This window comes from Brachybacterium sp. FME24 (genome assembly GCF_014897705.1).
Classification (GTDB): domain Bacteria; phylum Actinomycetota; class Actinomycetes; order Actinomycetales; family Dermabacteraceae; genus Brachybacterium.
Window position 1 is genome coordinate 40,434 of sequence record NZ_JABUXV010000024.1, and the last position, 13,571, is coordinate 54,004.

The 13,571-nt window shown below is 70.2% G+C and carries 11 protein-coding genes; 2 read left to right on the top strand and 9 right to left on the bottom strand.

Annotation, left to right across the window (positions count from 1 at the left end):
- Positions 1-67: 67 nt before the first annotated feature.
- The 6 genes from INT51_RS19955 to INT51_RS19980 form a co-directional block, all read right to left on the bottom strand.
- Positions 68-922, bottom strand: a complete 855-nt coding sequence (locus tag INT51_RS19955; protein WP_193107165.1) for a carbohydrate ABC transporter permease — start codon at positions 920-922, stop codon at positions 68-70.
- Positions 919-2,082, bottom strand: a complete 1,164-nt coding sequence (locus tag INT51_RS19960) for a carbohydrate ABC transporter permease (protein WP_370540840.1) — start codon at positions 2,080-2,082, stop codon at positions 919-921. Before INT51_RS19960 ends, INT51_RS19955 begins: the two co-directional genes overlap by 4 nt.
- The gene (locus INT51_RS19965; RefSeq protein WP_193107166.1) at positions 2,079-3,425 is read right to left on the bottom strand and encodes an ABC transporter substrate-binding protein; all 1,347 of its coding nucleotides are present in this window, start codon (positions 3,423-3,425) and stop codon (positions 2,079-2,081) included. The genes INT51_RS19960 and INT51_RS19965 overlap by 4 nt, the downstream gene beginning before the upstream one ends.
- Before the next feature lie 358 nt (positions 3,426-3,783).
- Positions 3,784-6,504, bottom strand: coding sequence for a type I DNA topoisomerase (gene topA / locus INT51_RS19970; RefSeq protein WP_193107167.1), 2,721 nt, complete (start codon positions 6,502-6,504; stop codon positions 3,784-3,786).
- 103 nt (positions 6,505-6,607) lie between these two features.
- Positions 6,608-7,690 (bottom strand): phosphatase PAP2 family protein, encoded by a 1,083-nt coding sequence (locus tag INT51_RS19975; protein ID WP_304502269.1) that lies wholly within the window; start codon positions 7,688-7,690, stop codon positions 6,608-6,610.
- Positions 7,687-9,342: a methyltransferase gene (locus INT51_RS19980; RefSeq protein ID WP_193107168.1), complete on the bottom strand. Its 1,656-nt coding sequence runs from the start codon at positions 9,340-9,342 to the stop codon at positions 7,687-7,689. The genes INT51_RS19975 and INT51_RS19980 overlap by 4 nt, the downstream gene beginning before the upstream one ends.
- 76 nt (positions 9,343-9,418) lie before the next feature.
- On the opposite strand from INT51_RS19980, the gene INT51_RS19985 reads away from it, so the two are divergent.
- Positions 9,419-11,962, top strand: coding sequence for a DEAD/DEAH box helicase (locus INT51_RS19985; protein ID WP_193107169.1), 2,544 nt, complete (start codon positions 9,419-9,421; stop codon positions 11,960-11,962).
- An 11-nt stretch (positions 11,963-11,973) separates the two neighbouring features.
- On the opposite strand, the gene INT51_RS19990 is transcribed toward INT51_RS19985, so the two are convergent.
- Genes INT51_RS19990 through INT51_RS20000 form a run of 3 tightly spaced genes read right to left on the bottom strand, consistent with a single transcriptional unit; the run spans position 11,974 to position 12,823 of the window.
- On the bottom strand, positions 11,974-12,324 hold the full coding sequence (locus INT51_RS19990; protein ID WP_193107170.1) for an Rv3654c family TadE-like protein: 351 nt from the start codon (positions 12,322-12,324) through the stop codon (positions 11,974-11,976).
- Positions 12,321-12,716: a TadE family type IV pilus minor pilin gene (locus tag INT51_RS19995; RefSeq protein WP_193107171.1), complete on the bottom strand. Its 396-nt coding sequence runs from the start codon at positions 12,714-12,716 to the stop codon at positions 12,321-12,323. Before INT51_RS19995 ends, INT51_RS19990 begins: the two co-directional genes overlap by 4 nt.
- Positions 12,716-12,823 (bottom strand): DUF4244 domain-containing protein, encoded by a 108-nt coding sequence (locus INT51_RS20000; RefSeq protein WP_304502270.1) that lies wholly within the window; start codon positions 12,821-12,823, stop codon positions 12,716-12,718. The genes INT51_RS19995 and INT51_RS20000 overlap by 1 nt, the downstream gene beginning before the upstream one ends.
- A gap of 28 nt (positions 12,824-12,851) precedes the next feature.
- On the opposite strand from INT51_RS20000, the gene INT51_RS20005 reads away from it, so the two are divergent.
- Entirely contained in the window at positions 12,852-13,541 is a 690-nt protein-coding gene (locus tag INT51_RS20005; protein WP_193107172.1) for a recombinase family protein, read from the top strand.
- The last annotated feature ends 30 nt before the right edge of the window (positions 13,542-13,571 follow it).

Consider the following 13,571-nt stretch of genomic DNA (forward strand, 5'->3'; position numbering starts at 1 on the left):
ACGCTGGGGAGGGAAGGTCCGCCGTCGGCGCAATTCTGGGCCGACCCGTCGGTCCGGCCGGGGAGGGTCAGCCCTTGACCGAGCCGGCGGTCATACCGCGCACCAGGAACCGTTGGAGGCCGAAGAACACGAGCATCGGGATCACCATGGAGATGAAGGCGCCGGCGGTGAGGAGCTCGGCTCCCTGCCCCTGAGTGCCCAGCATCTGCTGCAGGCTCACGATGATCGTCTTGTTGTCCCCGCCGCCCAGGAACAGCTTGGCGATGAGCAGGTCGTTCCACACCCAGAGGAACTGCAGGGTGGCGAACGCCGCGATCGCCGGTGAGGCCATCGGCGCCACCAGACGCCAGAAGGTCTGGAAATGGGAAGCACCGTCGATCTTCGCGCTCTCCACCACCGAGTTCGGGAGGGTGGACATGTAGTTGCGCAGCGTGTAGACCGCCAGCGGCATGCCGAAGCCGGTGTGCAGCATCCACACCGCGACGAACTGGCCGTTGATCCCGAGCCCGCGCGGGCCCAGCAGGTCCAGCATCGGCTGGAAGGACACCTGGATCGGCACCACCATCACCGCGACGATCGCGATGAACAGCACGTCCTTGCCACGGAACTCGATGAAGGTGAACGCGTAGGCGGCGAAGGCGGCGAACATGATCGGCAGCACCGTCGCCGGCACCGCCACCACGATCGAGTTGATCAGCGACCCCGAGATCGAGGGGTCCCCGAGCACGGTGGCGTAGTTGTCGAAGGTCCAGCCGCCCTCCCAGAGGCTGCTCCACCAGCCCGTCGAGGCAGCTGCCTCGCGGGAGCGGAAGCTCGTCACCAGCAGCCCGATCGTGGGGACCGTCCACAGCAGCGCCAGCAGCGGCATCGTGATGGTGGCGACGAGCGAACGCTTGCGCCCGTCCTTCATGGTCCCGTTCATCGGTTCGCCTCCTGGGCCCTGAAGCTCTTGACCTGGTAGATGAGGATCGGAATCACCATCAGGAGGAGCACGACGACGACGGCCGAGGCCTGGCCGGCCTGCTGATCGGTGAACAGCTTCCGGAAGAAGAGGTTCGCGATCACGTCGGAGTTGTACAGGCCGTTGGTGGTCACGTAGATGATGTCGAAGACCTTCAGCACCAGGATCAGCACCGTGATCAGCACGGCGATGAGCGTGGTCCTCACCTGCGGGAAGATGACCTGCCAGAAGATGCGCAGCTCGCTGGCACCGTCCATGCGTCCGGCCTCGACGGTGTCCTCCGGGACGCCCTTGATCGCCGAGCTCAGCAGCACCATGGCGAAGCCGGTCTGGAGCCAGATCAGGATCACCATCAGCACCAGCGAGTTCAGTCGCCCGGACTCGATCTGGTACCAGGGCTGCGGATCGCCGCCCAGTGCCGTCACGATCGCGTTGAGCAGGCCCGTCTGGGAGTCGCCGGGCGAGTTGTAGGCATACACCAGGCCCCAGATCGTCGCCGCTCCCACGAAGCTGATCGCCATCGGCAGGAAGATCAGCGACTTCGCGGTCTTCTCCCCGGAGGGGGAGAGCTTGTCGGCGAGCACCGCGACCGCGAGGCCGAAGGCGACCGTGACGACCGGGACGATGAGGATCCACAGGAAGTTGTTCAGCAGCGCCGACCAGAAGGCGCCGCTGCCGAAGATCGCCGTGTAGTTGTCCAGGCCCACCCAGTCGGTCGAATCATCGTTGGCGAAGGAGTACACGATCGTCTGCACGGTCGGGTACAGCAGGAAGATCGCGATCAGGCTGAATCCCGGCAGCAGGAACGCGTAGGGGATCAGCCCCTCGGCGAACCTCGTGGGGAAACCCTCGATGCACAGGTTCAGGAAATAGAAGAACACCAGCGATCCGCCGATGCCGATGACCAGGCCCAGGACGCCGATCAGGATCCCCGAGTTCAGGAACCAGTGCGGGTAGTAGGCGAACGCGAGGAACGCGTTGCACACGAACCAGGCCGTGACCGCCATGCCGACGGCGCCGACGATCACCCTCACCGGGCGGGCGGGTGACCCCTTGTGCTCGTTCCGCTCCAGGGGTGCGGAACCGTCCGACCCCTGCTGGGTGGAGGCCGCGGTGGTCACGTCGGCCACCCGGCCTCGATCTCGTCGCAGACCTCCTGCGACGTCTTCGACCCCTGCAGCCACTCGACCATTCCCGTCCAGAAGGACCCGCCGCCCACGGCAGTCGGCATCAGGTCCGAGCCGTCGTACCGGAACACCTGGGCGTTCGAGGCGATCTTGGCGACCTGCTGGGTGATCGCGTCGGAGTACAGGGTCTGATCGAAGGTGCGGTGAGGGCTGAGCCAGCCGCCGGCCTGCGCCCACTCCCCACCGAAGGCATCCGAGGTCAGGAACTCCATGACCTTCACGCTGTCGTCGTTGAGGGCGAAGAGGGCAGCGAGATCGCCACCGCCGAGGATCGGCTGGCCATCGAAGCCGCCCTCCCAGGTGGGCATCGCATAGACGCCGACCTCCTCGTCCATGTTCGCCTGGACATCCTCCGGGAGGAATCCGGTGACGAAGTTGCCCTGGCGCACCAGCATCGCCTTGGGCGGGTCCTCGAACAGGGGCAGGGGAGCCTCGGAGAACGGGGTGTTGATGATCCCGTCGGTCCCGCCCAGCACGTTTCCCTCGCCCTTGAGCAGGTCGCCGGCGATGTCGAAGACCTCCACGACTTCCTTCGCGTTGAAGGGGATGCGGTGCTTGGTCCAGTCGTCGTAGACGACGGGGCCGTGGACCCGGAGCATGAGCTCCTCGATCCAGTCGGTGCCCACCCATCCGGTGGCCTGCCCGTCGTCCCAGCCGTCGGACCACGGCGCGATGCCGTCGGCCTTGATCTGCTCGGTGATCTCGGTGAGCTCCTGCATGGTCGCGGGCTCCGCGGAGTAGCCGCCCGCCTCGTACGCCTTCTTCGGATACCAGATGAGGGACTTGCAGGCCATGCGCATCGGGGCGCCGTAGACGCGCCCTTCGAACCGTGCCGAATCGAGGAAGCCGGGGATCAGGGTCGAATTCAGGGCGTCGTAGTCCAGGAACGCGTCGATCGGCGTGATCAGCCCCTTCCCGGCGAGGTCGAACATGCCGCCGGGCTGCGGGAACAGGGCGATGTCCGGTGCGTCGCCGGCTCCGGCGCGCTGCTGGATGGTGTTGGTGAAGTCCTTGTCGGGGGTGTAGTTGATAGTGATCTTCGCATCGGCCTCGAACTTCTCGAGGGAGGCCATGAAGGCTTCCTGCTCCTGGCCGCCGAAGGCCCCGAGGATGCTCACCGAGCCGTTTCCCGGGGTGTCGCCGGGCGTGTACTTCTCGCCGCCGCCACCGCCTCCTCCACTGCTGGGGTCAGGGTTCTGCAGGCATCCGGTCATCCCCAGCGCCGCGGTGGCCGCGGCGCCGGTCATGATCGTGCGCCGGCTGAGACGTCGATCCATGATCACTCCTTCGTGAGTCAACAACGAGCTCTTGGTCACACTGTAGGCCGCTTCCGCAGGTGATCGAGCCATCGCGGCTCGGTGACCACGATTCTCGTGCGCCCCGTGACCACCTCGTGACCCGTGGTGAGCAGCTGTGACCGCGACGGGGGCGATTCGTGACATTCCGGTCATAGGTGCCGGGCGGGAGACGCGGACGACGACACGGGCCGACGACGGCGGGGAGCGCGACACCAGGACGGGCGATGGCAGCACGGACGACGACAGGGGCACGGACCTGATGGTCCGTGCCCCTGTTCCCGGGGGCTCCTGATCGGAGCCCTCCGCTCGGACCCTGTGGCTCAGGGTCCGAGCGGCCTCACTTCTTCGCGGTGGTGCTCTTCTTCGTCGTCGTGCTCTTCTTGGCGGGAGCCTTGCGCTTGGCGGCTGGCTTCTTCGCGGGACCCTTCGCCCGCTTCTCCGCGAGCTTCTCGATGGCGACCTTCTCGGTGATCTCCTCGACGGTCTCCGACGCGCGCAGCGAGACGTTCGTGGTGCCATCGGTGATGTAGGCCCCGAAGCGGCCGTCCTTGATCACGATCGGCTTCTCGCTGGTGGGATCGGTGCCGAGCTCCTTGAGCGGCGGCTTCGCGGCGGCGCGCCCCCGGGTCTTGGGCTGCGCGTAGAGCTTCTCCGCCTCCTCCATGGTGACGGTGAACAGCTGCTCCTCCGACTCCAGCGACCGCGAGTCCGTGCCCTTCTTGAGATACGGGCCGTACCGGCCGTTCTGCGCGGTGACCTCGGTGCCGTCCTCCGTCGTGCCGACCACCCGCGGGAGGCTCAACAGCTTCAGGGCATCCTCGAGCGTGATGGTCGCCAGCTCCATGGTCTTCAGCAGCGAGCCGGTGCGGGGCTTGGGCTGCTTGGCCTTGGCGACCTTCTTGCCGCCGTTCTCCTCCGGATCGGGCAGGATCTCGGTGACGTACGGGCCGAAGCGGCCGTCCTTGGCGACGATCTCGTGGCCGGTCTCCGGACCGGTGCCCAGCACCTTGCCGTCGTCCTTGGCGCGCTCGAGCATCTCGGTGGCGAGCGCGACGGTCAGCTCGTCGGGGGCGACGTCGTCGGAGACCGAGGACCGCTGCGGATCCGCCCCCTCGATGAGCTCGCCGTTCTCGTCCCGGGCGGCACGCTCGACGTAGGCCCCGTAACGGCCCACGCGCAGCGTGATGCCCTCGCCGATGTCGATGCTGTTGATCGCGCGGGCATCGATGTCGCCCAGGTCGTCGACCATGGGCTTGAGGCCGATCGGGCCGTCGGTGCCATCGGAGTGGTAGAAGTTCTTGAGGTACTCCGCACGGCTCAGCTCGCCCTGGGCCATGCGGTCCAGCTGCTGCTCCATCTGCGCGGTGAAGTCGTAGTCGATGAACGCCCCGAAGTGCTCCTCGAGCAGGCGCACCACGGCGAAGGCCACCCAGCTGGGCACGAGGGCGGTGCCACGGCGCAGCACATAGCCACGGTCCTGCACGGTGGCGACGGTGGAGGCGTAGGTCGAGGGGCGGCCGATGCCGCGCTCCTCGAGGGCCCGCACCAGCGAGGCCTCGGTGTAGCGCGGGGGAGGCGTGGTGGAGTGGCCGTCCGGGATCAGCTCGCGGGTGTCGAGCTTCTGGCCCTCCTCCATCTGCGGCAGGCGCTTGTCGCCCTTGCCCTCGGCCTCGTCGGAGCCGTAGCGGCTCGCGTCGCGACCCTCCTCGTAGGCGGCGAGGAAGCCGCGGAAGGTGATCACGGTGCCGGCGGCGCGGAACGTCGCGGTGCGGTCCTTCTGCTCCAGCTGCAGCTCGACCGTCGAGGTGGTGCCCTTCGCGTCGGCCATCTGCGAGGCGACGGTGCGCTTCCAGATCAGCTCGTAGAGACGGAACTCGTCGCCCGAGAGGGAGCCGGACACGTCGGCCGGGGTACGGAAGCGGTCGCCCGCGGGGCGGATCGCCTCGTGCGCCTCCTGGGCGCTCTGCGACTTGGTCTGGTAGTAGCGCGGCTTGTCCGGCACGTACTGGGAGCCGTAGAGCTCCGCAGCCTGTGCGCGGGAGGCCTTGATGGCCTCGCCGGAGAGCGTCACCGAGTCGGTACGCATGTAGGTGATGTAGCCGTTCTCGTACAGCGACTGCGCGACCCGCATCGCCTGGCGGGCGCCGAGACGCAGCTTGCGCGAGGCCTCCTGCTGCAGCGAGGAGGTCGTGAACGGAGCCGCCGGGCGGCGGGTGTACGGCTTGGACTCGAGCGAGGAGACCGTGGCCGGGGCATCGGTCAGCGCCTCGATGAGGGTCCGCGTGGACTCCTCGGTGAGCACGGTCGCCGAGGCGGCCCGGGGCTTGAGGGTGCCGTCGTCGGCGAAGTCGCTGCCGGAGGCGACACGGGCGCCGTCGACCGTCGCGATCTTCGCGGTGAACTGCTCGGACTCGGCCCCGAAGGTGCCGGTCACGTCCCAGTAGTCGGCGGCGACGAACGCCATGCGCTCGCGCTCCCGCTCGACCACGAGGCGCGTCGCGACGGACTGCACACGACCGGCCGACAGGGACGGCTTGATCTTGCGCCACAGCACGGGCGAGAGCTCGAAGCCGACCAGGCGGTCCAGGATGCGGCGGGTCTCCTGCGCGTCGACCAGGTGGGAGTCGATCTCGCGGGTGTTCTCGAGCGCGGCGAGGATCGCGTCCTTCGTGATCTCGTGGAAGACCATGCGCTTGACGGGCAGGGACTTCTTGGGCTTGAGGGTCTCCAGGAGGTGCCAGGCGATCGCCTCGCCCTCCCGGTCCTCATCCGTGGCGAGGTAGAGGGTGTCGGCGTCCTTGAGAGCCTTCTTGAGGTCCGCGACGGTCTTCTTCTTGTCGGGGCTGACGATGTAGTACGGGTCGAACCCGCCGTCCACGTCGACCCCGAACTTGCCGTACGGGCCCTTCTTCATCTCCGCGGGAAGGTCGCGCGGCACCGGGATGTCACGAATGTGTCCCACCGATGCCTGAACGATGTAGTCGTCCCCCAGGTATCGGCTGATGGTCCGCGCCTTCGCAGGGGACTCGACGATCACCAGATGCCGTCCGCCAGTCACGTTGATATGTCCTTCCTCGCCGCGAGACGTCGCGGCCCGTCCGCCGTGGCCGAATGCCGTGGTCCGGGATCAACCGGACGCATCCTCTGCGCTCGGCGATTGTTCACGGTACACGGTCGCCGGGGCTGCTCCTGTGTGACGTCGGCGTGCGCAGAACGAGCACCAGCGCCATCCAGGACGCTGTGCCGCCGGCGATCAGAGCGGCCGTGGCGACGAAGGAGGACGTCTGCTGCGCGGCGTCCTGGAGATCCAGCGGGAGGCCCAGGCCCGCCAGCCCGATCGCGCCGTAGACCACTCCCGCCAGCCCGGCCAGGCCCAGCAGCACGGCGACGACACGATCGGCGGCCCCGGTGCGCAGGTCCAGCAGGGTGGGGGACTCCGCGGAGGGCCCGGTGGCGGCCCGGGACGCGTCGCGGCGCCGACGCCCGCGCCCGGGGCGCGTCGCATCCCGCGCCAGCCGGTGCCGCGTGTGCAGGCCATCGATCGCGAGCACCAGCACGGTCCAGCCGGCGACGATGACGATCGCCCCGACGACGTCGCTGGGCCGGTGCCAGCCCAGCACCAGAGTGCCGACGCCTGCGGCAGCGGTCCAGATCACTCCCAGCGGTGCGAGGAGAGCGCGGAGCCGGCCCGAGGCCAGCACGACGGCGATCATCGCGGTGGCCGCGAGGGTGGTGTGCCCGGAGGGGAACGAGTTCGGGGTGACCTCGATGCCCGGACCCAGCGCCTCGCGGGTGACGACCAGGTGTTTGACCACCTGGGTGGTGACGTTCGCGCCGACCACCAGGAGGGCCAGCGGGAGCAGCAGGGTGAGCCGACGACGGATCAGCACCAGGACCAGCGCGAGGGCGAGCAGGCCCGCCATGACCGGCACGCTCACCGTCCCCACAGCCAGCTCGGCGTAGTGGGAGAGGCGTCCCTGGTGGTCCTGCGCCCCGGAGAGGATCAGCTGGTCCAGGCGCTGTCCGCTCGCGGTGCCCACCGAGGTCCGGGCCAGCAGCACGGCCAGGCCCGCGCCGATCACCGCGCACAGCAGGGCCAGCAGCGGACGCGCGAGCGCACCGGTGCGGCGGCGCCGGGTGCGGGCTCCGGGCCTCGGCGGAGGAGTCATGGCGTCGTCCTCCAGGGGTGTGGCCCCGTCGTCCTCCGGGGGTGTGGTCCCGGCGCGGTCATCCGGCGCGTTCACAGGCGGACCATCCCGGTGCGGACGAGGTCGCGCACGACCGGGAGCACCTGGTCACGTGCCTCGTCGGGGTCCGCGTCGGTGAGGGCGCACACCGCGGCGAGCACCTGGCCGAGGGTGAGGGTCCCGTCCAGGGCGCCGACGGTCGCGGCGAGCACCTGGTCGGCCCGGACGGTGCGGGCGAAGCCGGCGCCCTGGACGAGCTCGATGAGCATCGGGTCCCACTGCCCGGGGGTGAGGTGACGGCGTTCGACGACGTCGGCGGCGCGGACCAGCCGGCGCGCGACGAGGGCGTCGTCGTCCATCCCGGCGAGGACGTCGAGTGCGAGCAGGCTCTCGGCCAGGTGCACGCCGAGAGTCCCGGTCCCGGTGCCGGTGGCCTCCTCGGTGCGCAGCACGCCCATGCGCGGCCCTGCGCTGTCGGAGCCCACAGCGTCGGGGCCGTCAGGCCGACGCAGCAGGAGGTAGCCGAAGCCGATGCCCTCGACGTCGCGCCCGGCGAAGTCGTCGAGCCAGGCCGCCTGGAGGTCCGACCAGCGGGGATCGCGGTCGGTGACGCCGCCGTCGCGGACCCAGGTCTCCGCGTACTGGACGGGATCCTCCTGCTCGCGCTGGATGACCCATGAGTCCACGCCGTCCGCCGAGGCGGTGGCGAGCCAGGCGCGGGGGTGCTCGTCCCACTCGCCTCCGCGGGGGATCTCCCAGTTGCCGAGCATCACGGCGCTGCCGCCCGATGCCAGGTGCGCGGGCAGGCCGGTGAGCAGCTCGGCGAGCAGGGTGTCGCCGGCGCGGCCCCCGTCGCGGTAGGTCCAGGTCGTCTCGGGGGTTGTCGGCTCGTCCCCGACCCCGTGCTCCGGCGCCGCCGCTGCACGCCGCGGGGTGATCACGAAGGGCGGATTGGAGACGATGAGGTCGAAGGTCTCTCCCGCCACGGGATCCAGCAGGGAGCCCTGGCGCAGCTCGAGGTCGACCTCGTTGAGAGCCGCGTTGAAGGCCGCGAAGGCGAGGGCGCGCTCGGAGAGGTCGGTCGCGACCACGTGCTCGGCGTGGCGGGAGGCGTGCAGCGCCTGGATGCCGCCGCCGCAGCCGAGGTCCAGCACGCGGCCCACCGCGGCTCGCGGCGTGATCCGCGCGAGGGTCAGAGAGGCGCCGCCGACCCCCAGCACGTGCTCCGGGCCCAGGGCGCGACCGGTGGCCAGCTCGGAGAGGTCCGAGGCGATCCACCAGGAGATCTCGCCGGCGTCGTCGCTCGCGGAGTACGGCGCGAGATCGACCAGTGCGCGCAGCGGGCTGTCGGGGTCGTCGGCCTCGTGATCGTCCTCGCCCCGATGGGCGGGGAGCGACGCCGGGCCGACGAGCCCCAGCTGCAGCGCTCCGTCCGCCCCGAGGGTGGGCAGGACTGCACGGACGAGGGAGTACGGGACGACGTCCCCGAGGACGAACAGCCGGAACAGCACGGCGGCCGGATCCGACTGCGCTGCCAGCGCGCGCCGGGCGGGGATCGGGTTCTCGCGGCGCAGCGCGGCGAGCGCGACCGGGCCCAGGAGGGACTCCGTGGTCTCGACCGTGTAGCGGGCCGTGCGGAGGTCGGCGCGCAGGGCGGCGACCTGGTCGGGCAGCGCCTGTGGGGGCGCGGTGGAGATGTCGGGGGACATGGCTACGATTGTGCCCCAGCCGCCTGCCTCCGGAACGGAGCGCAGGTGTGGGAAATGCACAGGGAATGGGGAGTCGATGCGGGCAGGCAGAGCGTCCGAGCTCCTGACCGATCTCACCGGCCCCCTGACCCGTCGCAGCTGCCTCACGCACGTCGAGCAGCGCCCTGCGAGGCCCGGACGGCAGGGCAGCTTCCCCGACTGGACCGACCCCCGCCTGCTCGAGCACCTGGCCGAGCGAGGGATCACCGCCCCCTGGATCCATCAGGAGCATGCGGCGCAGCTCGCCCATGACGGCACGAACGTGGTCCTCGCCACGGCGACCGCCTCCGGCAAGTCCCTCGCCTATCTGCTGCCCGCGCTCACCGCTGTCGGGGCGCGCGAGCTGGAGCCGTCGGCGCGCCGCTCGACCGTGCTCTACCTCTCGCCCACGAAGGCGCTCGCCGCCGATCAGCTCACCAACATCACCGCCATGGCCGACGGGGCCGGAATCCGCGACGCGCGCGTCGCGGTGTACGACGGGGACACCCCGACCGAGCAGCGACGGTGGGTGCGCCGGCACGGCACCATCGTGCTGACGAACCCCGACATGCTGCACTTCGGGATCCTCCCCGGCCACGAGCAGTGGGCGAGCTTCTTCCGTGCGCTGCGCTATGTGGTGATCGACGAGTGCCACAGCTATCGGGGCGTGTTCGGCAGCCACGTGTCGATGGTGATGAGGCGCCTGCGGCGGATCGCCGCCCACTACCGGGCCGAGCCCACGTTCATCCTCGCCTCCGCGACGACCGCGACCCCGGAGCTGTCGGCGAGCAGGCTGATCGGTCAGGACGTCACCGCGGTGACCGAGGACGGCTCCCCGCGGACAGGGTTGACGATCGGCCTCTGGGAGCCGGGGGCGATCGCCCGCGTCGACGGGCGGGGCCCGATGACCGCCGGACGTGGGAGCGACGGGGGCACTGACCTGCACGGGGGTGCAGACCTGCACGGCGGTGCGGACCTGCACGGCGGCACGGACCTGCACGCGGGAGCGGACGCGGGCACAGAGGCGGATGCGGACACGGACCCGGAGGACGATTCGGCGGTGAGTGGCACGCGACGGCGCTCGTCCGAGGAGCCGCTGCGGCGCTCGGCCACGAGCGAGGCCGGCGCGCTGCTCGCCGACCTGGTCGAACGGGACGTCCAGACCCTCGTCTTCGCACGCTCCCGGCGCGGGGCGGAGCTGGTCTCCAGCGGTGCGCGACGTCTGCTCGAGCAGAAGGCCGAGCACACCTTCTCCCCGCAGCTGGCGGACAGCGCCCGACGGGTGGCGGCCTACCGCGGCGGGTACCTGGCGCGCGAGCGCCGGGAGCTCGAGGACTCCCTGCGCTCCGGGGAGCTGAAGGCCCTGGCCTCGACGAACGCCCTCGAGCTGGGAATCGACATCGCCGGCCTGGACGCAGTGGTGATCGCCGGCTGGCCCGGGACCCGCGCCTCCCTGTGGCAGCAGTTCGGCCGGGCCGGCCGACGCCAGGATCGAGACGGCGGCGCCCTGGCGCTGTTCGTCGCGCGAGAGGATCCGCTGGACACCTACGTCGTCCACCATCCCGAGACCGTCTTCGGCGCAGAGGTGGAGGCGGCGGTGTTCGACCCGGGCAACCCCTATGTGATGACGCCCCATCTGTGCGCCGCCGCCTCCGAGCTCGCCATCCGGGACGGGGAGGAGGGCATCTTCGGCCCGAGCGCGCGGGAGCTGCTGACCACGCTGGCGGCCCGGGGTGTGCTGCGGGCGCGACCCACGGGCTGGTTCTGGACGATGACCGAATCCGCCCACGAGCTCACCGATCTGCGAGGAAGCGGCGGGGAACCGGTGCGGATCGTCGAGGAGTCCAGCGGCACCCTGCTCGGCACCGTCGATGCGGCGAGCGCCCACACCCAGGTCCACGACGGCGCCGTCTATCTCCACCAGCGCACGAGCTACGTGGTCAACCACCTCGACGTGGAGCGCGCGGTCGCCTTCGTGCATCGGGAGGACCCGCTGCATTCCACCCACCCGCAGTCGACGTCCACCGTGCGCATCCGGCAGACGGACAGTGAGGTCGAGTGGTCCGGCGGGGTGCAGCTGTGCTTCGGCACGGTGGATGTCACCGATCAGGTCACCGGCTACCAGGTGCGGGACGTGTTCACCCAGGCGGTGCTCGCCCAGCACCCGTTGGACCTGCCGCCGCGCACCCTCACCACGAAGGCGGTGTGGTGGGTGATCCCGCGGACGACCACAGACAACGCGGAGATCCCCGGGGAGGAGCTGCCCGGCGCCCTGCATGCCGCCGAGCATGCGGCCATCTCGATGCTCCCGCTGCTGGCGACCTGTGATCGCTGGGACATCGGCGGGCTCTCCGCCGCCCTGCACGAGGACACCGGGGAGCCGACGATCTTCGTCTATGACGGCGCGCCCGGTGGAGCAGGCTTCGCCGAGCGCGGGGCCGATGACGCCGATGCTTGGCTGCGGGCGACGGCTGACATGATCGCCGAATGCGGGTGCGAGGCGGGCTGCCCCGCCTGCGTGGTGTCCCCGAAGTGCGGCAACGGCAACGAGCCGCTGTCGAAGCGCGAGGCCGAACGGCTGCTGGGCCTGCTCCACCCCTGAGATCGCCGGGCTCATGGCGGGTCCGGTGGCACGGGAAGATCCGTAGGGCCGGGGCCGGCGCGGGCGTGGGCGGTCGCGGGCGGAAGCGGGGACGCCTCGACCTGGACCTCCACGAGCACATCCCACTCGCGCAGCTCGCACTGCAGCAGCCGGGCACCGTTGCGGGAAGCGGCCTCGGCGGCGATCGAGCACGGCTCGCCGCCGGCGGCGGCCAGAGAATCGGCTCCTGCCAGCGCGGCCAGGTCCGCGGCCGTGGCGGCGCGTGAGTGCGCCACGGCGCCGGTGCCCAGGAGTGACAGGCCCGCCACCACCGCGGTGGCGGCTCCCGTCCAGGCGAGCACTCCCGCCGCGCCCGTGCTCATCCGTCACCACCGGTGATCAGATGGGGCTCCCGGCGTGCTTCGGCGTCGGCGCTCAGCTCCCAGTGGGCCCCGCCGAGAAACCCGGAGGGGGCCTCGAGCGTGCGGGAGGTGTCCACCCGTACCCATGCCCCGGCTCCGGAGATCTGCACCTGCGTGCCGGGTCCGCCGATCCGCTGCGCCGTGGCGACCGCAGCACCAGGATCCTCCCCGCGAGCCATCTCGCGTGCGGCACCGCGGGCGGCGCTCTCCAGACGGAGCTGCGCCCCGAGCCCGGCGCCGGCGAGAAGGATGACGACGACCATCATCACCACGACGGGCAGCACGATCGCCGTCTCCGCCGTGGCGGACCCCCGGTCGTCCCGCAGACGGGACGACCGGGCGGACCGCGGCATCACGACCCCATCGACAGCGCAGAGGTGATGATGCCCATCAGGAGCTCGCGCACCTCTCCGGAGGCCAGCAGAGCGACCAGGACGGCGGCGAACCCGCACGCGGCCACCGTGATTGCTTAATGGCATACTTGAAAGATGACTACCGAACCCGCTCGCCGCGCCATCCCTCGTGTCGCCATTTACGCACGTCAGAGCGTCGAGGAGGACCAGGGCATCGCGCAGCAGATCGCCGACTGCGAGGACGAGGTCAGGCGGCGCGGTTGGCTGGTCGCCGGCGAGCCCTACCCTGACAACGACGTCAGCGGCAGCACCACACGCGGCTCGAAGACGAACTGGGCGAAGATGCTCAGGGCGTTCGACTCCGGCGAGTTCGATGTCCTCATGGTCACGGAGGTCGACCGCCTCACCCGGAGCCTCACCGACGTGCTCGACATCCGCCCTCCGCGCCGAGACATCCGTGTCGTCACCGTGCGCGGCGGCATCGACACGGAGCACGACGACTACATGCTCAAGCAGCTCGTGCTCCTCGCCGAGCGGGAAGTCAAGATCAAGGCGCAGCGTGCCAAGCGCTATGCCCGAGAGCGTCGTGCTGCCGGGCACCCTTCTCCCGGCAAAGCACCGCACGGGTACAAGTGGCTCGCTGCCGCCAACCGCGACGCCAAAGGCACCAGATACGAGATTGACAAGGCCGAAGCGAAAGACGTGGAGAAGATCTTCGAGGAGTTCTTGTCAGGCGCTCCGCTTGGCGACATCGCCCGCCAACTCAACACTGATGGCCGGAAGACACGCAAGGGCGCTAACCTCGATCTTTCATGGGGTCGGTAGGTCCGCTCGGTCGGCGTCGTTGCCGATCTT